The organism is Nodosilinea sp. AN01ver1 (assembly GCF_050565655.1).
Classification (GTDB): domain Bacteria; phylum Cyanobacteriota; class Cyanobacteriia; order Phormidesmidales; family Phormidesmidaceae; genus Nodosilinea.
Genome location: NZ_JBNXVS010000071.1, coordinates 1 through 20050, shown reverse-complemented (window position 1 = coordinate 20050; position 20050 = coordinate 1). Strand labels below are relative to the sequence as shown.

Below are 20050 nucleotides of genomic sequence, written 5' to 3'. Positions count from 1 at the left end.
TGGGTTTTTGGGGGGGGGGGGGTTTGGGTTTGGTTGGGCATTGCCCACCTTTGATGATTGCTAAAAACGATCGCCCCTGCTTTGGTCGATTAAGAAGAGGGTGGGTTGTAGAAATGGGTGGGGGGAATTGGCCATTGGAGAGTTGGGGGTGAAGGCCAGATCGTAGGGTGGGCACGGCCCACCCTACGATCTGGCCGCCAGTAGTAAGCCCCTCTCGGCGGTGGGCTGAGAGGGGCTTTTGGGGTTAGCAGCGCTCGTGGAAGGTGCGGTTAACGACATCGAGCTGCTGTTCTCGGGTGAGTTTGATGAAGTTCACCGCGTAGCCCGAGACCCGGATGGTGAGCTGTGGGTACAGCTCGGGGTGATCCATCGCGTCGAGCAGGGTTTCGCGGTTAAACACGTTGACATTGAGGTGGAAGCCGCCGTCGCGGGTGTAGCCATCGAGCAGGGCGGCCAGGTTGCTAATGCGATCGCTCTCCGTCCTCCCCAGCGCCCCCGGCACAATCGAAAACGTGTTCGAAATGCCATCCTGGGCATCGCGGTAGGGCAACTTGGCCACCGAAGCCAGAGAGGCTACGGCACCGTTGCTGTCGCGCCCGTGCATGGGGTTGGCCCCGGGGGCAAAGGGCTCGCCGTCGCGGCGACCGTCCGGGGTATTGCCGGTCTTCTTGCCGTAGACGACGTTAGAGGTGATGGTGAGGATCGACTGGGTGGGCACCGCATCGCGGTAGGTTGTGTGCTTGCGCAGCTCGGCCATAAAGGTCTGGACGAGTTCGACCGCAAGGCGGTCTACCCGGTCGTCATTGTTGCCGTACTTGGGAAAGTCGCCATCGATGACGTAGTCTACCGCCAGGCCGCGATCGTCCCTGAGCACCCGCACCCTTGCGTGCTTGATCGCCGACAGGCTGTCGGCCACCACCGACAGGCCCGCCATGCCGTAGGCCATGGTGCGCAGCACGTCGCGATCGTGCAGGGCCATCTCCAGCCGCTCGTAGCAGTACTTGTCGTGCATGTAGTGGATGACGTTCATGGTGTTGGCGTAGGTTTTGGCCAGCCAGGCCATCATCTGCACCAGGCGGGGCCACACCTCGGCGTAGTCGAGCACGTCGCCGGTAATGGGCGCATAGGCTGGGGCAATCTGGTCGCCGGAGTGCTCGTCTCTGCCGCCGTTGATGGCGTAGAGCAGGCACTTGGCCATGTTTACCCTGGCCCCAAAGAACTGCATCTGCTTGCCAATGCGCATGGCCGAGACGCAGCAGGCAATGCCGTAGTCGTCACCCCAGTAGGGCCGCATCAGGTCATCGTTTTCGTACTGAATCGAGCTGGTTTGAATGGAGACCTCGGCGCAGTAGCGCTTAAAGGCTTCGGGCAGCCGCTCAGACCACAGCACCGTCAGGTTGGGTTCCGGCGCAGGGCCGAGGTTGACCAGGGTGTGCAGCATTCTAAAGCTGGTTTTAGTCACCAGGGGCCTGCCGTCGAGGCCCATGCCGCCAAGGCACTCGGTCACCCAGGTGGGGTCGCCGCTAAACAGCTCGTTGTAGTCGGGGGTGCGCAAAAACCGCACCAGGCGCAGCTTCATGACGAAGTGGTCGATGATTTCCTGGGCTTCGGCTTCGCTCAGCCGCCCGGCTTGCAGGTCGCGCTCGAAGTAGATATCGAGAAATGTGGAAACCCGCCCCAGAGACATGGCCGCCCCGTTTTGCTCTTTGACCGCCGCCAGGTAGCCAAAGTAGAGCCACTGCACCGCCTCTTGAGCGGTGATGGCGGGGCGAGCCAGGTCGCAGCCGTAGGCGGCACCCAGTTCCTTCAGCTCGTTGAGGGCTTTGATCTGCTCAGAGATCTCTTCGCGCAGGCGAATGGTGGCTTCATCGAGGCTGTTGAGTTCGAGGTTGTCTTTTTGGGCCTGCTTGTCGGCCATCAGGCGATCGCAGCCGTACAGCGCCACCCGCCGATAGTCGCCGATGATGCGGCCTCGCCCGTAGGCATCGGGCAGGCCGGTGATAATGCCTGACTTGCGGCAGCGGCGCATTTCGGTGGTGTAGGCATCAAACACGCCGTCGTTGTGGGTTTTGCGGTAGCGGGTAAAGGTTTCTTTGGTGCCTGGGTCTAGCTCGTAACCGTAGGCGTTGAGGCTGGCCTCGACCACGCGAATGCCGCCGAAGGGCATGATGGCGCGCTTGAGGGGCAGGTCGGTTTGCAGACCGACGATTTGCTCAAGCTTGACGTCGATATAGCCCGGCGCGTGGCTGGTAATGCCGGAGGGCACGGCGGTATCGGCATCGAGCACGCCGTTTTCGCGCTCTAGCGCCATCAGCTCTTTTACCTGACGCCAAAGGGTTTCGGTGCGAGGGGTGGCGGCGGCCAAAAAGGTGCCATCCCCGGTGTAGGGGGTGTAGTTGCGCTGAATGAAGTCGCGCAGATCGATAGATTGTTGCCAGAGACCAGGCTGGAAGTCGGTGAGGGAATCTAGCGAGTTATCCAGGTTGGCCTGGGTGAGGGAAGGCAAATGACTGGCAATCATAGTGAATCCTCGTGGTTGTGGCGGCAGCTGGCAAATGTTAAGTCTGCGAAATATGAATTGGCACCTTTGCAAATAGCCTATGGAAGAGCCTTTTGTACCTGGGAAAGCCCAATCGTTTACGGCTAACCAAAATTTTCTAAAAGTATTAAAAGAATTCTTCCTGCAAATAAACTGGACAAGAAGGTGTCTGGCCTTTGACAACTTTTCTGTTGTTTTTGTGTGCGGCTTTTCCTTTGAAATAGCCTTCTTTAGCTCGGCCTCTTCTATGATTATAACTCTGCTGAAAGGCCTCTGAATGGAACGTTTTGTGACGTTTCTGAGGGCGATCGCAGCTTCAGGTTTTCATGTTTTCTACAGATTTTGCCGCAGGCGAACGATAGTTTGAGCTATTAAATAAAACAACCCGTCTGTTGTTTTTCGTTCATCGTCACGGCGCGACTTTTCTCTGTCTGTGTCTAAAAGAAAAGCAGCAGGCGGAATGCGGCTGAGGGGCTGAGGAGCTGGCTGTGACGGAATGGATGGTGATGATGACAGTGGTTGCGCCGCCGTTTTTCTAGCGGGTATAGCCGCGCCCAGACTTGGCGTAGTGGGGGCCTCTCACCCGCCAACAGGCGCTGTTGGCACCCTGAAAAAAGGCCCGTAAGTACAATACCAACCTCTGGGATTTTGATTACCCCGGAGCAGGGCGAGGTGTTTAGCCTGCTGAGGCGCGATGGTCAAAGACCGGCCCCTTAGGGCCATCGAACAGCTAGATTAAGGCCACTAAGGGGTCAGGTGCCTTTGCTGCTATGACAGTTATCTGCTGTAGCAGCAAAGGCACCTGACCCCTGGCTTAAAGCGACTCAAAAGGCACCTGACCCCTGATACGTGGAGGCTTGTTAAGCTTTGGGTCAAGATCTGGGGACTACCGGAATCTGTGGTTAAGGTTTGAAAAAAGGAAAAGCCCCGCCGCCTTGCCCCATGCCCCCCGACGACTCCCAACGCATTCAGGCGTTTATCGCTAAATGGCAGCACTCTGAAGGCAACGAGCAGGCTAACTCTCAACCCTTCTTTTTAGATCTCTGCGCGGCGTTGGGGGTAGATGGCCCACCCAGCCCAAAGCCTAACTCGCCGCCATTCGCGACCTGCTCCGCACCAGCACTGGCCACTGGACCGTGCCGCAAATTGCCGCCCAGTTCACCGGCAAAAACACTAAGAAAAAACTGGATGCGATCGCCGCCAACCTCGAACGTCTCGAATGGTTTGGCTACGTCATCGCCACCACCGACAACGGCCCCACCACCTGGCACTACACCGAAATCGCCAAAGCCGCCTAAAGTACACAATCCATTGCGGCCAATCAGCAGACCTACCCCGATTGGGAACTGAGTTAATGTAAGTACAACGAGAGCAGCCTACTCAACAAGAACCCTAGTTTCAGCGCATATTGACTATTTCCGAAGCGCTTCGCTGTTTTCGGCGTTCTTGCAAAGACTTATCAATTAATTTTGCAACCAGCCAAGAGACAGATCGTTCATCTGTCTGTGCCCACTCCTCCAGTTCTTGCTTTAACTCTGGAGGAACGTAAGCAACCACTCGCTCCAAGTCTGTTTTGCCACCCATTTTGAGTTTCATGCCTGGTTTTCTTGCTTCCAAGATACCAGTAATAGCCTAGCCTGTGTTGTGCTATGCCGTGCTGTGCTAGCATGGCATAGCATGAATGATCAAGGCTTTATCCATGAACCATCAGAATGTGCTCTCGATCGCCGGAGATTTTGTCCAACCCCAGGGCCATACAGGCCTCGTCTTGCTTTCGAGTAGAGAATTAGGCAAGATGCGGCGGGTTGGACAACTTGCTGCGAACCTCCTCAAACATCTGGAATCAATGGTGCAACCTGGAGTGAGTACGCAAGCTTTAAACGATGAGGCAGCGCATTGGATGCAAGCCCATGGGGCAACCAGTGCCACCCTTGGTTACGCACCCCCCGGTCATTCCCCCTTTAGCGGCTCAATTTGCACCAGCGTTAATGAAGTGGTTTGTCACGGAATTCCGAATCCAAAGCAGATTCTCAAAGACGGAGATATTATCAACATCGATGTGACGCCACGCCTAGACGGTTATCATGGCGACACGTCTAAAACATTCCTGGTTGGTAATGTATCCGCAACAGCCCGAAAACTGGTTGAAGCCACTCAAGCATCGATGATGCAAGGCATTGCTGAAATCAAGCCTGGGGCAAGAATTGGTGATATTGGCGCTGCAATTCAAGCCTATGCCGAGGCAAAGGGGTTCTCAATTGTTCGAGATATGGTTGGGCATGGCATAGGCAAACAGATGCATACAGAGCTGCAAATTCCTCACTATGGTAAACGAGGCAGCGGGTTGAAACTGCGTCCAGGCATGGTTTTTACGGTTGAACCAATGCTAAACGAAGGAACTCATGAGCTTAAATTCCTCGCGGATGGTTGGACTGCGACTACGAAAGATAAAAAACTTTCTGCTCAATTTGAGCATACCGTTGCTGTGACTGAGGAAGGGGTAGAAATTCTGACTCTTCCTTGAATTTCAAGACACAACTCCTTGTTTATTCTTTGAGAGAGAGGCACAATATTGCTCTAAAAATAAACCGTTGCTCAGGGATCCGGTTCCTATGGGGATAGCCGACTTCTAACATCATTGTCAAGGGATCGGTGACCTATCTAGCTCTTTCCCTAAGTTTTTATCATTGGGTGTGGCGCGCCAGCGTCATGGGTAATTGGCATGAAAAGTCGTTACAGCAAACTTTTGAGAGCAAACTTACCAGCTCTAGCTGAGTCTCGAAAATCTTTGCCAGTGGTCGGTTTACGCCGTAAAAGGGGCGACAGATACTTTTCAATAAAATCGCGCCTGATTAGTGGCTACCTATATTTATAGCGGTTCTCAATGGAGTGAGGTACACAATTGCTGAGGTTTAGATCCCCCAGTTCCTGGCTGTTTAAGTTTTACTCTGTAACCCCCCTTATTAAGGGGGACAGGGGGGATCATCGCGATGTACCTCACCCGAGTGAAACCCGCTATAGAAGTTTCGAAGAATTCTGAAATATCGTAAGAATCTGATAAATCACGATAAGAATCTGAAAGAACTTGAGCATTGGAACTCATTACACTCAAGTTAATTACACCTTTACCGCTTTGCACACTGCGTTAGGTCGAGTGGGTCTTCCTGATGATACCGGCGGGGAGTTACCGAAGCTTGCCAAAGGTATCGCATCTTTATTTTCTGAAGACAACCGTTGGGTAAATGTTCAGAGAATTGAAGCCTCTGGCAGCATGTTCTTTAATTCATGCTGACTAAAACATAAGGAAACTAAAACAAAGGGAAAACTCACCATGTTGAATGTAGAAAATAAAGTAATCGTCATTACTGGAGCCAGTAGCGGTATCGGTGAAGCCACCGCGAAACTGCTCGCCCAAAATGGCGCAAAAGTCGTTTTGGGAGCACGACGGATAGACAAGCTAGAGAAGCTAGCCAAGGAGATTCAGGCATCCGGCGGCACAGCAGAATTCAAAGCGGTCGATGTCACCGATAGCGACGATGTAAAAGCATTTGTGGAGTTTGCCAAAGACAAACTTGGTCGCGTTGATGCCATCTTTAACAATGCAGGCGTGATGCCCCTATCGCCGATGAATGCCCTGAAAGTCGAGGAATGGGACAACATGATTAATGTGAATATTCGGGGCGTATTGAATGGTATCGCAGCGGGGCTACCGATTATGGAAGTGCAGGGCGGTGGGCAGTTCATCAATACCGCATCGATTGGGGCTCATGTGGTCGTTCCGACGGGGGCCGTCTATTGCGCCACGAAATATGCGGTTTGGGCTATCTCTGAAGGACTGCGCCAGGAATCGCAAAATATTCGCGTCACTACGATCTCTCCGGGTGTCGTTGAGACGGAGCTGGGCTCTGATATTACAGACAGGACGGCGAAAGGTGCTTTGCAGGAATTTCGCAAAATTTCGCTCAGCCCAGAGGCGATCGCGAGAGCGGTGCTGTATGCCGTATCCCAACCCGATGATGTTGACGTGAATGAAATCATAGTCCGACCGACAGCCAGTGCGTTCTGAAGAGAATCGGTCGAAGCATAGGAGCGTTATCACCAACACAAAGGACATTGTCGTAATGAAACCATTTCATTTTTTAGCTGCTATGGCGCTTATTCTCACGGTTGGCTGTAACGCTGTCGGACAAACTTCTGTTCCCAATGAAACACCGGCACCAAGTAAAAAGGCCGTTGTCGAGGCGAGTTTTCAGCAATGGCAAGATGGTATCGGCTCTCCTTTCGAGCTTTTATCAGAGGATATGCGCTGGACGATTAGTGGCTTTAATACATATGCTGGCACTTACACACGCAAACATTTTGAAGAAGAGCTGATTGCGCCTTTTAATGAGCGTGTAAAGGAGCTTTTAAGGCCAACACAGTGGCAAGTTTATGAAGATGGTGACGTTGTTATTATTCATTTTGATGCTGAAACAACCTTGATTAATGGAGAGCAGTATAGGAACAGCTATGCCTGGTTCTTCACATTTGAGGTTGGAGAAGTGGCTGAAGTTACCGCATTCTTGGACATGCCAGCTTTTGAAAAAGTTTTGGAAATAGAAGTTAGATAACCAATGAATTAACTTGTGGAATTACACCTGAGGAGCTAGAAGAGGTACTCATCGTCCCAACGCACTAGACTCGCAGGGGCTTCCTGGGAAGCCAAGCGGGTGCCACAAATTTTAGCTCATTGCTGGGCCTACCTAGGCTAGATTATTCATGACAGTTGATGTTAATGAAGTGATTGTCTGCCCGGTTCGCCAGATGATGTAGACACCGGATGATATCACTCTGTCTCGTCACTAACTTATTCAAGTCTTCAGTCCACTATATCGACTCGCTTTAGTGCGGTGCTCAGTTCAGTCATAAACATCGGCAAAACGCGAACTTTAGCCAAGAGATGACGGTTTTGCTGGTACAACCCGGCAATCGCACCCACCCCATCTCTCCCAACCGCTCTGTTCGCCTGATCGAAATGACCGTAATCCTCATCTTGCCAAACGCGAGAGGAGAAATGAGACGGTCTAATGACGCGGATAATCATGAGTTAAGAGGAAAATCTTGTGTATGTAGTTTTTGGTGCAACTGGACAGACGGGTTCTGCGGTTGCTGATGCTTTGCTTGAGAAAAATCAGTTGGTGCGGGTCGTTTTGCGATCGGACAAAACAGCTGCCGCCTGGCGGGCAAAAGGCGCAGACGTTGCGTTTGCGAATCTGAGCGATTTAGTAGCGATGACCAGAGCGATGGGGAATGCGGACGCGGTTTACGCGATCAATCCGCCTGCCTACAACGTCGCCGATATGTTTGCGGTGGCGAGAGGAATCGGTGAGCGTTACGTCGCTGCCATTAAAAGTTCCGGCGCGCAGAAAGTCGTGTTGCTGTCTTCGGTCGGCTCGCAACACGCCTCGGGCACGGGTAATATTTTGACGACGCACATTCTGGAGTCAATATTCGGCGATTTGAAAATTCCCGTTGCATTTTTGCGAGCATCGGCGTTTTTAGAAAACTGGAGCAGCATGGCGCAGATTGCCGCTGATCAGGGCATTTTGCCGAGCTTCTACAGGCCGCTTGAGCGCAAGATTCCGATGGTTTGCGCCGCCGATATTGGACGTGCCGTTGCCCAAGCGATGACCGCAGATTGGACGGGCAAGCGCATCATCGAACTGCACGGCGCAGCAGATTATTCGCCAAACGATGTCGCCGCCGCTTTTGCAACCGCTCTTGGACGCGACGTACAGGCTGTTGCTGTCCCCGAAAGCGATTGGCAGGCAACGATTTCCAGCTTTGGCTTTTCGCCTGAAGCCGTCAACTGTTACAGCGAGATGATGCGCGGCTTTAATTCTGGTCACATTGAGTTTGAAGGGGGAAGCCACGTTCAAACAGTCAGGGGGCAAACACTGCTTTCAGATGTCGTCAGCAAACTGATCGAAGCACAAGCTTGAGTCAACAATTTCATACCTAAAGGAGTCCATCATGACGACAACACTTGCAGGCAAAGTTGCCCTGGTTACGGGCGGTTCACGCGGTTTAGGCGCGGCGATCGCTAGTTTTACCCGTGGACTCGCCCGCGATTTGGAGACTCGCGGTATCACGGTCAACAATATTCAACCGGGTCCGATCGATACCGATATGAATCCTGCAGATGGGGACTCTGCTAAAGAAATCACTAACATGATTGCCCTTGGTCGCTATGGACAGGACAACGAGGTGGCTGGCATGGTTTCTTATCTCGCCGGCCCTGAAGCCACTTTTGTCACGGGTGCGAGCCTCAAAATTGATGGCGGCATAACTGCTTGAACAAGACGTAAGCAGTCACAAATCAGCATTTCATCGAGAAAGATCCCATGAAACGTTCAGTATCACAATGCAAGAATGATTCTGAGTATAAGATTACACCTCAACCTGATTATCTCTGTGACTCTCCAGTGAATGATGCCCTGACTGCGATCGCGCAAGAAGTTGCTGAATTGCTGAAACAATTCTATCCAGTACAAGCTGATGAAAGCGACAGCATAGAGAGTTAATAAGTCAGGCGCAATTTTGCTGAATAAACAATCAGCGACTGAGTTAGAAAAGTCTGTCTAAGAAGAGAGGCGTTAGTTTCTAGCTTGTGATTTGATCCGCCAGTTATTGTTTTTGCTTTCTAACTGGTAGACGCTTTTTCTGCGCCAGAGCAAGGCCGAGAGGTATTATTTTGTAACTGCAAGCAATCGGTGAGAGCAAGCTCTATGGCCAGCAACCAGCTCAACTCGCTCGAACTCAGCCAACGGTTCAATAAACCACTGATGATCTCCAGTCGTCAAATGAACTGGAGTGGCATTTTGGTTGAGCAGTGTCAAAGTCTTGCTTCAACCTATGAGGCAGAACTCCCAGCCCTCTCAGACCACTGGCTCAGCTTACACCTAGGGAATCCTACTCATATCATTCAAAAACGGGATGATCGACGGCATGAATCGATCCTTCAGGAAGGGGACAATCTCTTTATTCCGGCTGGACAGCCAAGCTACTGGTGTCAAGACAGAAGTGGTATCACCTGCTCTCCACTATTCATTTGCTTAAAACCAGAACTGATTCAACAGGTTGCTGAAGCCTCTGATATGGATTCAAGTCAGTTCGAGTTTATACATTGTTTTGGCCAGCAAGATTCGCAACTTCACCAGATTGGCATGCTGATATTGGCTGAGTTGCGATCAGGCGGGATGATGGGACAACTCTATGTCGAATCACTCACTCAAGCCCTAGTGATTCATCTACTACGACACTATTCGACCCTAACGCAACCGATCGCATCACCCAACAGCAGCTTCTCTCGTATCCAGTTGCAGCAGGCGATCGATTACATTCACACTTACTTGAATCGAGATTTATCCCTGGCAGAACTGGCCAGTGTTGTTAACATCAGTCCAACTTACTTTGCGAGTTTGTTTAAGCAAACCATGGGAGTTTCGCCCCATCAATACGTAATTCAACAGCGCGTAGAACGGGCAAAAGTCATGTTGATGAAAACGGATCTGGCGATCGCAGACATCGCCCTGCAAGTCGGCTTCTCTAGCCAAAGCCATTTGACGCAGCAGTTTAAGCGATTCACTGGCATGACACCGAAGCAGGTGCGGTAACAGGAAGAATCTGACAAATTAGGTTAAGAATCTGAAAGAATTTCGGCACAAGAACTCAGTACATTTAGAACACTCAGAATAGATAGAACGGCAGGATTAATATCTCCATTTAATTCTATCTGGGAGTATACCCGATCGTCTTTTATTGGAGAAATAAGATGATGACCCAAGATAAACCCAAAATTGCTCTAGTGACCGGAGCAAGTCGAGGGCTGGGAAAGAATACTGCGTTGACAGTGGCAAAGAAAGGAGTGGGCATAATTGTGACCTATCTCAACGGTGAAGCAGAAGCAAAATCCGTTGTTTCTGAAATTGAGGCAATGGGCAATAAAGCAGTGGCCTTGCAGCTCGATATCGGCAGCATCGAAACCCTTGATGCGTTTGTGATACAAGTCAAGCAAGCCCTGCAAAACACTTGGGGCACCGAGCAATTTGACTTTCTCATCAATAACGCTGGAATTAGTGGCGGTTCACTGTTTGTAGAAACAACAGAGGAAGAATTTGATCGACTATTCAGCGTTAACTTCAAGGGTGTCTTCTTTCTCACTCAGAAGTTGCTGCCATTGCTCAAAGATGGTGGACGAATCGTGAATGTTTCATCGTTTCTGACTCGCACCATAAGCCCAGGACGAGCGATCTATGCCAGCATGAAGGGCGCGATCGAGGTTCTGACTCGCTCCTTAGCAAAGGAATTAGGACAGCGGCAAATCACGGTGAATGTAGTGGCTCCAGGCGCGATCGCCACCCAGGGCAGTGTCGTGCAGCACAATTCAGAGATCAATCAGTACATCGCGTCCCAAACTGCTTTAGGTCGGGTGGGTGAACCCGATGATATCGGCGGGGCGATCGCGCTGTTGCTGTCGGAAGAGAATCGATGGATTACTGGACAGCGTATCGAAGTCTCCGGGGGGCAGTCTCTCTAGCTCAAATCAACATCAGTCGGTAGACAAATCATGTTAGCCAATTAACTGATTCAGAGCATCAGTTCCAGATTGAGCTATTTATATAAGCGCCTCACTGAACTGACGCCTAAACAGCCGCGCTAGCGACCTAAGAATCTGGTAAATCACCGTAGGAATTTGAAAGAAGTTGAGTGTTGGAACTCACTACACTCAAGCTAGCTAAGGCAAAGATAACCGGTACGGAAGGTATATAAACAGCGCCTAACAATCACGCTGGCAGTGTCTGTTGCGGGGGTGGCCTCACCCCTGCCGCCTGTGGCGGAGTCTCTCAGGTGCTGTTCCCTGACCAGTTTCCAGAGTTTGAGTCGCTACTGGCTCAAATTGAACGTGCTGATTAGTCAAGCAACCCCTTGTCGATGGTGTCACTAAGTGTTATATTGTCACTTAGTGACAGATTCCTGAAGGGAAGACTGCTGTGGGGAGTGACGATACCAGCGACACAACGAAGAACGAGCGCAAGCCAGGGAGGATGAGTGAGCAGCGGCAGCAGCGAATACGTCTGGAGATTTCGCGGGAGGCGGCGCGTTTGTTCTGGGAGCAAGGCGTCGCTGCCACGACCGGCGAGCAGATCGCAGAAGCGGTAGGTCTCTCAGTGCGCACCCTCTGGCGGTACTTCCGCAACAAGGAGAGCTGTGTCGAGCCGGTCTTGGCGCAGGATGGCGAGGAGTTTGTGGCGCTGTTGCGCCGCTGGCCTCGGGATGTCTCCCTTGAAGATCACCTCATGGAATGGGCGGTGAATCGGACTCAAGATCCCGATCAGCAGTCCTTTGATCAGGCTGTGATCAAGATGACGGTGCTGGCCGAAAAAGAGCCGGATCTGCGGACGGTCTGGCTGATGACCAACGACCGAATAGAGCGCGCTCTGGTCGAGATCTTCGCCGATCGCCTGCGGCGATCGCCTGACGATATCGAGGTGCGGCTGCACGCCGCCGCCGCCACCGCAGTCGTGCGCGTTATCAGTGAAGACATCAGTGCGGCCCTGATGGCAGGAGCCGATCCTACCTCGCTTGGCAACACGCTTGGGCAGATGGCCCGCGCCGTGCATATAGCTACAGGTGGGGCGATCGGCGATCCTGTCGATCCTTAAACCCATTAACAACTGAAATCAGCAACAAGAGTAAAGGAGTTAATCCTCATGTCTAAATTTTCTTCTAGCCATTCGCAAAGGCTGTTCAGAGTATTTCGCTTAGACAATTGTGCAAAACATTTGAGGACATAAAGATGAATAAGGCAACCTTCTTACAGCGGGCTGCTGCATGGTTGATTGATCAAGCTATTCTCTCAATCATCTATTCACTAGCAGCGGTTGCCATTGGAGTGATCATCGGAGCTTACGCTGATAGCGGGATACCTGTACCAAATTTAATTGTGGCTCCGAGTGTGATTGGATTTTCACTCGCTCCCATGCTTGGAAATTTTTTGTATTTTGGTTGCCTTTGGAGTCAGCGAGAGCGATCAATTGGCATGGGAGTGATGAACATCAGAGTAGTTCAACCCGATGGAAAATCGTTGTCTTTTGTGATGGCTGGTCTACGCGGTTCGTTGGGCTACTTCCTGAGTGGGCTAATCTTTGGGTTAGGCTATCTCTGGTTTTTTGTAGATAAACAACAGGAAACATGGCACGACAAGATTTTTAATACTGTTGTATTGAAGTAGCGGTGTGGGTAATAGTTCAGGCAATTTTTAAAGACAGAAATTAACCAGAAAGCCATCGTAGTTTGACCAGGGGCAAGCGCAGATCTAACGATGCTAAATCTGGTGTCACCAGAGCTATCCGAGTCGCCATTAAATCCTGAAACTATCGACAACTGTAATTAGCAACTAGATCAAAGCACTACAGAATTTACCCATAAAGGGAACGGAGATGAAGATGCAAAATACCGAAAGAACGCAGGGAATCATCGCAGACGCGAAAAAAGTTACCTACCTGGAGGCTGCCCGGTGGGGTAAGTATCGGGGGTGGCGGTATGTTCTGGGGCTGATGATCATCCTCTTTGCGTGGCTGATCGTCGGTAGTGGTGCCAGCGTACTCGTCGCGTTCGCGCTCGGCGGCCAGGCAGACCCCTCGGGGCTTGGGCCTGTGGAATACTACCTATTTGTGATGGCGAGTTTCCTGTGCTTCTTCGCGGGAGTCCTGATTGCTGTCTCCCTCGTCCACCGCCGCCACCCCCAAACGCTCGTCACAGCGCGGAAGCAGATAGACTGGCATCGGGTCGGTCAAGGATTCGTGGCGTGGTTTGTGCCGTACGGCCTGATCGGTGGGCTGGGGCAGTATCTGTTCTACCCGGATACCTTTTCCTTCAACTCCGGCCTCATAACATTCGCGCTCTTCGTTCCGATCGCGCTGGTTCTCACCGCTGTCCAAACAACCACCGAGGAGCTTTTCTTTCGCGGATATATCGTGCAGGGTGCGAGCCTCATCTGGAGCAACCGTGTGTTTCTGGCGATCGTGCCAGCCGTAATATTCACCCTGCCGCACCTCCTTAACCCGGAGGCGCGCGCGGGCGGGTGGCTCACGATCTTTTCCAACTACTTTCTCGTGCCGGGTCTAGTGTGGACTGTGGTTTCGTTGATTGACGGCACCACTGAACTCGCCATCGGCGTACACTTCGCGAACAACATCGGTGGGGCACTCTTGTTCGACGTCACTGGAAGTGCCTTGCCCTCACCCGCTCTGTTCACCATCAGCGAGTATCACGCCACCTACGGGGCGCTATCAGCGTTGGTGGCAGTACCCGTGTTTCTGGCGATCGCCTACGGAGTGTTCCAGCGTAAGACCCCAACCCGTTTTCCAGAGCCATCGCGCGATCGTGGGTGATCTCGTTAGTTCGCAAACCTATAACCACAAGACCGCGAAGGCTTGAAAACAATTCTGGAATGACATTGAGGATAGAGTCATGGTTAAGCATAGAAACGCTAGGCTGCGACTGTTTGGGCTGCTGTGGTTGGCAGGCATGGCTGGGGTGATGACTCTGGGGTTGCTGCCGTTGCCCCCACTTCCAGAGGGTGCCCCACCTGCCGCCGTGGTCAGGCTCCTGGTGCTGGTGCAGCCTGCTGTTTTGCTGTCAGTGGCGGTGCTGATAGGCGTGCTCTTGGCCCATCGGCTAGGGCTAATGGCACCGGGGGCAGAGGCGCTGGCCGTGGGGCGATCGTGGCGGCAGGCTATGGTTCCTCAACTGTTACCCGGTGTGGTGGGTGGGTTGATCAGCGGCGCACTACTGACGGCGATTACCCTGCTGTCTCGCCCGCTGCTGCCACCAGCCTATGGAGCGGCTGAGCCCACGCCGCTGCTAGTGCGATTTCTCTACGGCGGTATCACCGAAGAAATTTTGATCCGCTGGGGACTGATGACGCTGCTGCTGTGGCTGGGCTGGCGATTTGGGCAGCATCGCCAGGGTAAACCCCAGACCCAGTGGGTGATCGTCGCCATTGCCGTCTCCTCCCTGGTGTTTGCTGTAGCCCACTTGCCCGCTGCGATCGCCCTAGGGCTGCCGTTAACCCCACCCCTGCTAGGGCTCTTGCTGATCCAAAATGCTTTGTTTGCAGTGGTGGCGGGGTATTTGTTCTGGCGCTACGGGTTAGAGGCCGCCATGATTGCCCACCTGGTAGTTCATGCTGTGCTGGCCCTCATCGGCTGAGGCATCTTCTGATGACCGCACAGGGTGGACATGGGTATCGTGGCCCCAAACACCTTGCCAGAGGGGCTGGACGGCAAAGCGTTCACCATCATGGCTCAAATTTTTTCTAACAGCTCACGAAATCGTGACCGACTCACGTACGACTCAAGACCAACAGCTTCCATCAGGAGGAGAATTATGCGCGTTCCCAAGACCTACGTCAGGCGCTTATTAACAGGCACAGCAGTGATGTTGCTTGTCCTCGCTAGGGCACCGGCCGCATTGACGCAGTCAGAGGCACCCCCGACTGCTGCGGTTGCCACCGCCGACAAAGCAGTCACGCAAGCTGAGAACGACCGCGTTCCCCAAGGCGCGGCCTGGACACAGCACTACTTTCCGTCCTCAGACGGCTCCGACGTTGAACTGCACGCCGACGTTCTGTTGCCCGAAGGGCTGTCCACAGGCGAGCAGGTGCCGGTGATCCTGTCGGTCGGAGCGTACTTCGGTCACTCCGGCCAACAGGCACTGGAAAACCACGCGCACACCGGCCCCTCGAACCGCTTCAACGACCTGGTCGAAGGCACCGATCTATTCAACCGCGGCTACGCCCTGGTGATGGTCGACCTGCGCGGCTTCGGCGGCTCCACCGGATGTCTAGACTTCATGGGTCCCGGTGAGCAGGCCGACGTGAAGGCCGCGATCGACTGGGCCGCGAGCCAGCCCTGGTCTACGGGTGCCGTCGGCATGTATGGCAAGTCCTATGATGCCATCACCGGTTTAGTTGGCAACAACCTCGACCAGGACGCGCTCAAAGCCGTCGTCGCCCAGGAGCCGATCTGGGATCTGCACCGCATGGTCTGGTCGAACGGCGTCCCCCGCTCGACCATCGTGGATGTGTCGCGCACCTACAACGAGATTGCTATCTTGCCGCCGCTGCCCGACGATGACGAGCGCTACCGGAGCAATGCCGCCTACGAGCAGATGAACCCGCTGTGCCTGCCGGTGAACTCGCTCGGCTACCAGGACGCTGACCCGAACTCTGAGTTCTGGCAGTTCCGTAACCTGGCCGAGCGCGCCCAGGGCACCGACACGCCGCTATTGTTCACGCAGGGTTTCCTTGAGTGGAAGGCCGAAGCCGAGGCGGTGGAGGCGTTCCTCACCAACCACCAGGGGCCGCAGCGCGGCTGGCTCGGCCCGTGGGAGCATTACCGGGGCAACGAGCGCACTGCCGATGGGAAACTGGAAATGGGCCGCGAGGGCTGGTTCGACGAGGTGATGTCCTTCTACGACCAGCACCTCAAGGGCATCGAACCGACCGTGGACTACCCAGCCTACGTCGTGCAGGACAGTACCGGCACCTGGCGCGCCCAGGACACCTGGCCGGTTGTGGAATACTCCGCCACCATCCCGCTTGGCGGCGGGTCGTACCTGGACGATGGACTGACCGCCGACCCGGCAACCGAGGCTCCCAACCGCTTCTTCGTCTGGTCTGAGCCGCTTGGGCAGCCAATTCGCATTACCGGCACGCCACGGGTGTCGCTTGAGATCGAGGGCCACGGCAACGCCATGGTCGAGCTGTACGACGTCGCCCCAGACGGCAGTGCCGTTGCGTTCAATCGGCAGGTAGCGGTGGTGAAACCCGGCACGACCAGCTTCGACTTCAGATCAACCGACTGGACGCTGCAGGCTGGTCACGCATTGGCCGTCGAGATTGGCACCATTCAGCCCTCTCTGGCCCCCGACAACGACTGGATTGATACACCGTCGCTTGAAACAATCACCGTCAGCGACGCCCGGCTCGAGCTTGCCCTAGACGACCCAGCCAACGACACTGTCATCCCTGGCGATCGCGCGCCGTGGCTGGACAGCTATCGGCAGGGGTACACAGAGCAGCTATCTCCCAGTACCCCGAGCTTCACGCTGCCGACGGCAGACCGCTGACCCACATCCTCTGCTGGGGCTTGCTGTACGCACGCGGAGTCTAACGATGCAGATTGAAATCTGCGCGACTGCAATTGTCCCGTAAGTTTTGCATCAACAAAAACGCTGCTCTACGCGGCGGTTCTCACTCCTACATCATCACTACATCTATCACCAAACATTGGAGCTAAAAATATGTCACGCAAAGCGATCGCCACAAAGCGCCCTATTCACCCGAATCATGAAGCAAGACACATCCACTTGCTTCGCAGACCCTTCCAGATCATTCGCGCCAATTTTCGCGCTTATCTCATCATCAACGCCATTGTGTATGGCTTAGTCATCGCCGGGATAGTAGCAGCGATGGTCTTCCCCGCCCTGGGCGCAGCTCAGGCGGCCACCCTGGAAGACAACGGAACGGCAGATCTTGTTCGATCCCTATTCAATAACCCCTGGCTGTTTTCGACGACCATCCTGGGAGTCAACGTCATGACCGGCGCGCTGTGGATCGTGATCCCTTCGCTGATCGTTCCCTTCACTGGCATCGCCCTATTTGCGTATAAAGCATTCACGTTAGGGTTAGCCATGGCCCCGTCTACCGAGATTATGGCGGTAGCCCTGATCCCGCACTCGCTGACGGTACTCATCGAACTCCAAGCCTACGCCCTCTTGATGTTTGGTGCATACATCCTGGGTCGATCTTGGGTTCGCCCCGCCACCATCGGTGCTCGAAACCATCGTCAGGGTTACGTCCGTGGGCTGCAACAGCTCGGTTGGCTGAGCCTGGCCACGCTCCCACTGTTCATCGTCGGCGCGATCTGGGAGGCGTTCTCGCTCCGCTACCTGGTTCCTCTGCTAACCCAATGGTTGCTGTAGCGCTAAACAAACCAAATCATGATGGTTTCTTGAATCGATTGTCAGCTCTGCAATTTTAAGATGGTGAATCAAATGATTAATCACAAAGATTTCGCGCCTCGAATTACCGAACGAGGCCCCTTTGGTGGCCCCTCCGAGTATGAATCGTTTTCGGAAGTCGTGAGTACTGTAAATCAGTGGATTGAAAGTACAACGATACAGGTAATCAATGTTGAAACGGTTGTTTTACCCGATCGGATTGAAGGCACCAGTGATGATGTCTACGGAGTGACGACCAGTAATGCTTTCTACCCAGTGATGATCAGTCAGGGTCTTGCCATCAATTGCTTTCAATGTGTGCGTGTTTGGTACCGAGAATAAGCTTAACCGGAGAAGAAATAATGAAACGATCTACCTTGTTTACTTTCCTGTACCTCGCGCTGGGAGTCTGTCTGACGGCGATCGCGTTTGGATACCCAAACCTGCCTTCGGGTCTTCAAACCAGCCTGCTCATCAGTGCAGGAGCGTCCTACATCGCTTGTATTTTTGAGCCATTTTGGCGGGAGAGGACAATCCGCTTCTATCGCCGCCGCAATTCATCGGTCATCCTATCCTCGTTGGTGATTGGATTCACTATTATTTGGATGATCTGGCAGGTTCAGAGTCAGAACTGGACAGCGGAAGCCATTTTACAGGTGCTTCCGTGGTTAATCGTTGTTTTACTGTTTGCTGAAAACATTGTGATTATAAGGCAAGTGAATTCTGAACATTAGGGTCTAAATCGAAGGATGCCGAGCAATAAGTAGGTAGCCCTAATTAAATGTTGCTGTAGGGTGTGTTGTGGCGAAGCCCAACGCACCAGTGGGTCTGGGCTTGGTGCGTCACGCCAAGCGATGACACACCCTACGATAATTTAGGCCTTCTACTTATGCCTGTACAAAACGTTAATTCGAGTCCTTGAGGCATCACTTTTTTAGTCAAAGCTGACTACAACACACCCATCAGGAGGTTTCCAATGAACCGGAAGATTTTAGTAACGGGCGCAACTGGGAGCAACGGTACAGAGATTGTCAAACGACTCGCGGCGCAGAACGTGCCAGTCCGCGCCATGGTTCGTAACTATGATCGAGCCAAAAAAATTGCACTCCCAAATATTGAAGTAGTGGAGGGGAACTTTGATCGCCCTGAGACACTGCTGGAGGCGCTGACTGAAGTAGACCATGCCTTTCTCTTAACGAACTCTACAGAACGCGCAGAAGCCCAACAACTCGCGTTTGTTGATGCGGCTCGTCAGAGTGGTGTCAAGCATATCGTCAAACTATCGCAATTTGCAGCCGATGCCCATTCGCCCGTGCGCTTTTTGCGTTACCATGCCGCAGTCGAAGCGGCAATTCAAGCATCAGGAATGACGTACACGTTTCTGCGTCCCAACCTCTTTATGCAGGGCTTATTAAGCTTTAAATCGACAATCACGACCCAAAACGCCTTTTATGCAGCGATTGGCGATGCAAAGGTCAGCGTGGTAGACGTGCGCGATATTGCGGAAGTTGCCGTAGTTGCTCTAACAGAAACAGGGCATGAGGGAAAGATTTACAACCTCACCGGACCACAGGCATTGACTCATGCTGAGATGGCAGAACAACTCTCGGCTGCACTCAATCGTCAGATTACATTCGTCAATATTCCATCTGAAGTAATGCGCGATCAACTGCTCAACATTGGGATACCAGCTTGGCAAGCAGACGGGCTGATTGAGGATTACGCGCACTACCAACGCAATGAGGCAGAAGCGGTTTCGTCTGGTATACAGGACGCAATTGATAAAGAGCCGCTCAGTTTTAAGACATTCGCCTGCGACTATGCAACCATGTTTGGCTAGACGCAGCCCAATCAGCCCAGGTCGAATAGTACAGATATGGAGCCGAAGTGAAACTTTAGGATTGGCATTATGGTGCAGCATGAATGGCACGATGAAACACGACAGTTGGCGATCGCGCCTCGCCTGTGGCTCTGGTGGACATTGGCGACTACAATCGCGGGGGCGATCGTTGGAGCACTGGAAGCGTCAGGCTTTCAGCTTGTAGCAACTATATTTTTTACAGGTTTGTTTATTGGCGCAGCCCAATGGCTCGTTTTGCGCCAGTACATTTCTAAAGATTTTTGGTGGATAGTGGTTAGCACACTGGGATGGACTTTTGCACTAGTGCTGGTAAGTTATTACGAAAGCCTTTTTGAACCGATTATTCCATTCCTAATTATGCTGGGCATATGGCGTGTTTTTGGGATAAGTTTGGTCTATGAGCCGATTGTACTGGCTATTCTTGGTGCGGCTCAATTTCCGATTTTGGGACGATTTGTCCGTAAAGCGCATTGGTCAGGGCTATTTCATTCTAAAAACGGTCTTGAGTGTATCTAGGCCGAATTTACAGAATCGTTCAGCCTGAGCCATATTGGAGAAGGCGTTGGAGCGGTAGAGATTGAGCGCGAAGTTACGAGCGACAG

The 20050-nt window shown here is 52.9% G+C and carries 21 protein-coding genes and 2 pseudogenes; 21 read left to right on the top strand and 2 right to left on the bottom strand.

What is annotated here, in order from left to right; genetic code table 11:
* Nucleotides 1-244 precede the first annotated feature (244 nt).
* Nucleotides 245-2521, bottom strand: coding sequence for a formate C-acetyltransferase (gene pflB, locus ACQ4N7_RS28205; RefSeq protein ID WP_430714769.1), 2277 nt, complete (start codon nt 2519-2521; stop codon nt 245-247).
* 79 nt (nt 2522-2600) lie between these two features.
* On the opposite strand from pflB, the gene ACQ4N7_RS28200 reads away from it, so the two are divergent.
* Nucleotides 2601-2816 carry a hypothetical protein gene (locus ACQ4N7_RS28200; RefSeq protein WP_430714768.1) on the top strand — a complete coding sequence of 72 codons (216 nt, stop codon included), beginning with the start codon at nt 2601-2603 and terminating at the stop codon, nt 2814-2816.
* An 859-nt stretch (nt 2817-3675) separates the two neighbouring features.
* Nucleotides 3676-3837, top strand: coding sequence for a hypothetical protein (locus ACQ4N7_RS28195; protein WP_430714767.1), 162 nt, complete (start codon nt 3676-3678; stop codon nt 3835-3837).
* 100 nt (nt 3838-3937) lie between these two features.
* Here ACQ4N7_RS28195 and ACQ4N7_RS28190 read toward each other — a convergent pair whose 3' ends face one another.
* Nucleotides 3938-4135 (bottom strand): ribbon-helix-helix domain-containing protein, encoded by a 198-nt coding sequence (locus ACQ4N7_RS28190; RefSeq protein WP_430714766.1) that lies wholly within the window; start codon nt 4133-4135, stop codon nt 3938-3940.
* Between the two features lie 103 nt (nt 4136-4238).
* Between ACQ4N7_RS28190 and map the strand changes: the two genes are divergently transcribed.
* From map to ACQ4N7_RS28095, 19 genes and pseudogenes are all read left to right on the top strand, one after another.
* On the top strand, nt 4239-5063 hold the full coding sequence (gene map, locus ACQ4N7_RS28185) for a type I methionyl aminopeptidase (protein WP_430714770.1): 825 nt from the start codon (nt 4239-4241) through the stop codon (nt 5061-5063).
* A gap of 606 nt (nt 5064-5669) precedes the next feature.
* A pseudogene (locus ACQ4N7_RS28180) lies at nt 5670-5831 on the top strand (3-oxoacyl-ACP reductase); the annotation flags it as partial.
* A gap of 39 nt (nt 5832-5870) precedes the next feature.
* On the top strand, nt 5871-6605 hold the full coding sequence (locus tag ACQ4N7_RS28175) for an SDR family oxidoreductase (RefSeq protein ID WP_430714765.1): 735 nt from the start codon (nt 5871-5873) through the stop codon (nt 6603-6605).
* Nucleotides 6606-6660: 55 nt separating this feature from the next.
* Nucleotides 6661-7149, top strand: coding sequence for a nuclear transport factor 2 family protein (locus ACQ4N7_RS28170; protein ID WP_430714764.1), 489 nt, complete (start codon nt 6661-6663; stop codon nt 7147-7149).
* 492 nt (nt 7150-7641) lie between these two features.
* A complete protein-coding gene (locus ACQ4N7_RS28165) occupies nt 7642-8520 on the top strand; it encodes an NmrA family NAD(P)-binding protein (RefSeq protein WP_430714763.1) in 879 nt (292 codons plus the stop codon).
* A 94-nt stretch (nt 8521-8614) separates the two neighbouring features.
* Nucleotides 8615-8875 (top strand): annotated as a pseudogene (locus ACQ4N7_RS28160) (SDR family oxidoreductase); the annotation flags it as partial.
* Between the two features lie 47 nt (nt 8876-8922).
* Complete coding sequence (locus ACQ4N7_RS28155) at nt 8923-9102, top strand: hypothetical protein (RefSeq protein ID WP_430714762.1); 180 nt, start codon at nt 8923-8925, stop codon at nt 9100-9102.
* 204 nt (nt 9103-9306) lie between these two features.
* Nucleotides 9307-10194, top strand: coding sequence for an AraC family transcriptional regulator (locus ACQ4N7_RS28150; RefSeq protein ID WP_430714761.1), 888 nt, complete (start codon nt 9307-9309; stop codon nt 10192-10194).
* A 161-nt stretch (nt 10195-10355) separates the two neighbouring features.
* Entirely contained in the window at nt 10356-11117 is a 762-nt protein-coding gene (locus tag ACQ4N7_RS28145; RefSeq protein WP_430714760.1) for an SDR family NAD(P)-dependent oxidoreductase, read from the top strand.
* Nucleotides 11118-11571: 454 nt separating this feature from the next.
* A complete protein-coding gene (locus ACQ4N7_RS28140) occupies nt 11572-12243 on the top strand; it encodes a TetR/AcrR family transcriptional regulator (protein WP_430714759.1) in 672 nt (223 codons plus the stop codon).
* 134 nt (nt 12244-12377) lie between these two features.
* On the top strand, nt 12378-12812 hold the full coding sequence (locus tag ACQ4N7_RS28135) for an RDD family protein (RefSeq protein WP_430714758.1): 435 nt from the start codon (nt 12378-12380) through the stop codon (nt 12810-12812).
* Between the two features lie 208 nt (nt 12813-13020).
* On the top strand, nt 13021-13974 hold the full coding sequence (locus ACQ4N7_RS28130) for a CPBP family intramembrane glutamic endopeptidase (RefSeq protein WP_430714757.1): 954 nt from the start codon (nt 13021-13023) through the stop codon (nt 13972-13974).
* A 79-nt stretch (nt 13975-14053) separates the two neighbouring features.
* Complete coding sequence (locus ACQ4N7_RS28125; protein ID WP_430714756.1) at nt 14054-14794, top strand: CPBP family intramembrane glutamic endopeptidase; 741 nt, start codon at nt 14054-14056, stop codon at nt 14792-14794.
* A gap of 177 nt (nt 14795-14971) precedes the next feature.
* Complete coding sequence (locus ACQ4N7_RS28120; RefSeq protein WP_430714755.1) at nt 14972-16714, top strand: CocE/NonD family hydrolase; 1743 nt, start codon at nt 14972-14974, stop codon at nt 16712-16714.
* Between the two features lie 174 nt (nt 16715-16888).
* Nucleotides 16889-17569: a stage II sporulation protein M gene (locus ACQ4N7_RS28115; protein ID WP_430714754.1), complete on the top strand. Its 681-nt coding sequence runs from the start codon at nt 16889-16891 to the stop codon at nt 17567-17569.
* A gap of 72 nt (nt 17570-17641) precedes the next feature.
* Complete coding sequence (locus ACQ4N7_RS28110) at nt 17642-17929, top strand: hypothetical protein (protein ID WP_430714753.1); 288 nt, start codon at nt 17642-17644, stop codon at nt 17927-17929.
* Between the two features lie 20 nt (nt 17930-17949).
* Nucleotides 17950-18321, top strand: a complete 372-nt coding sequence (locus tag ACQ4N7_RS28105; protein ID WP_430714752.1) for a hypothetical protein — start codon at nt 17950-17952, stop codon at nt 18319-18321.
* Between the two features lie 242 nt (nt 18322-18563).
* On the top strand, nt 18564-19427 hold the full coding sequence (locus ACQ4N7_RS28100) for an SDR family oxidoreductase (protein ID WP_430714751.1): 864 nt from the start codon (nt 18564-18566) through the stop codon (nt 19425-19427).
* 69 nt (nt 19428-19496) lie between these two features.
* Complete coding sequence (locus ACQ4N7_RS28095) at nt 19497-19964, top strand: hypothetical protein (protein WP_430714750.1); 468 nt, start codon at nt 19497-19499, stop codon at nt 19962-19964.
* Nucleotides 19965-20050: the final 86 nt, after the last annotated feature.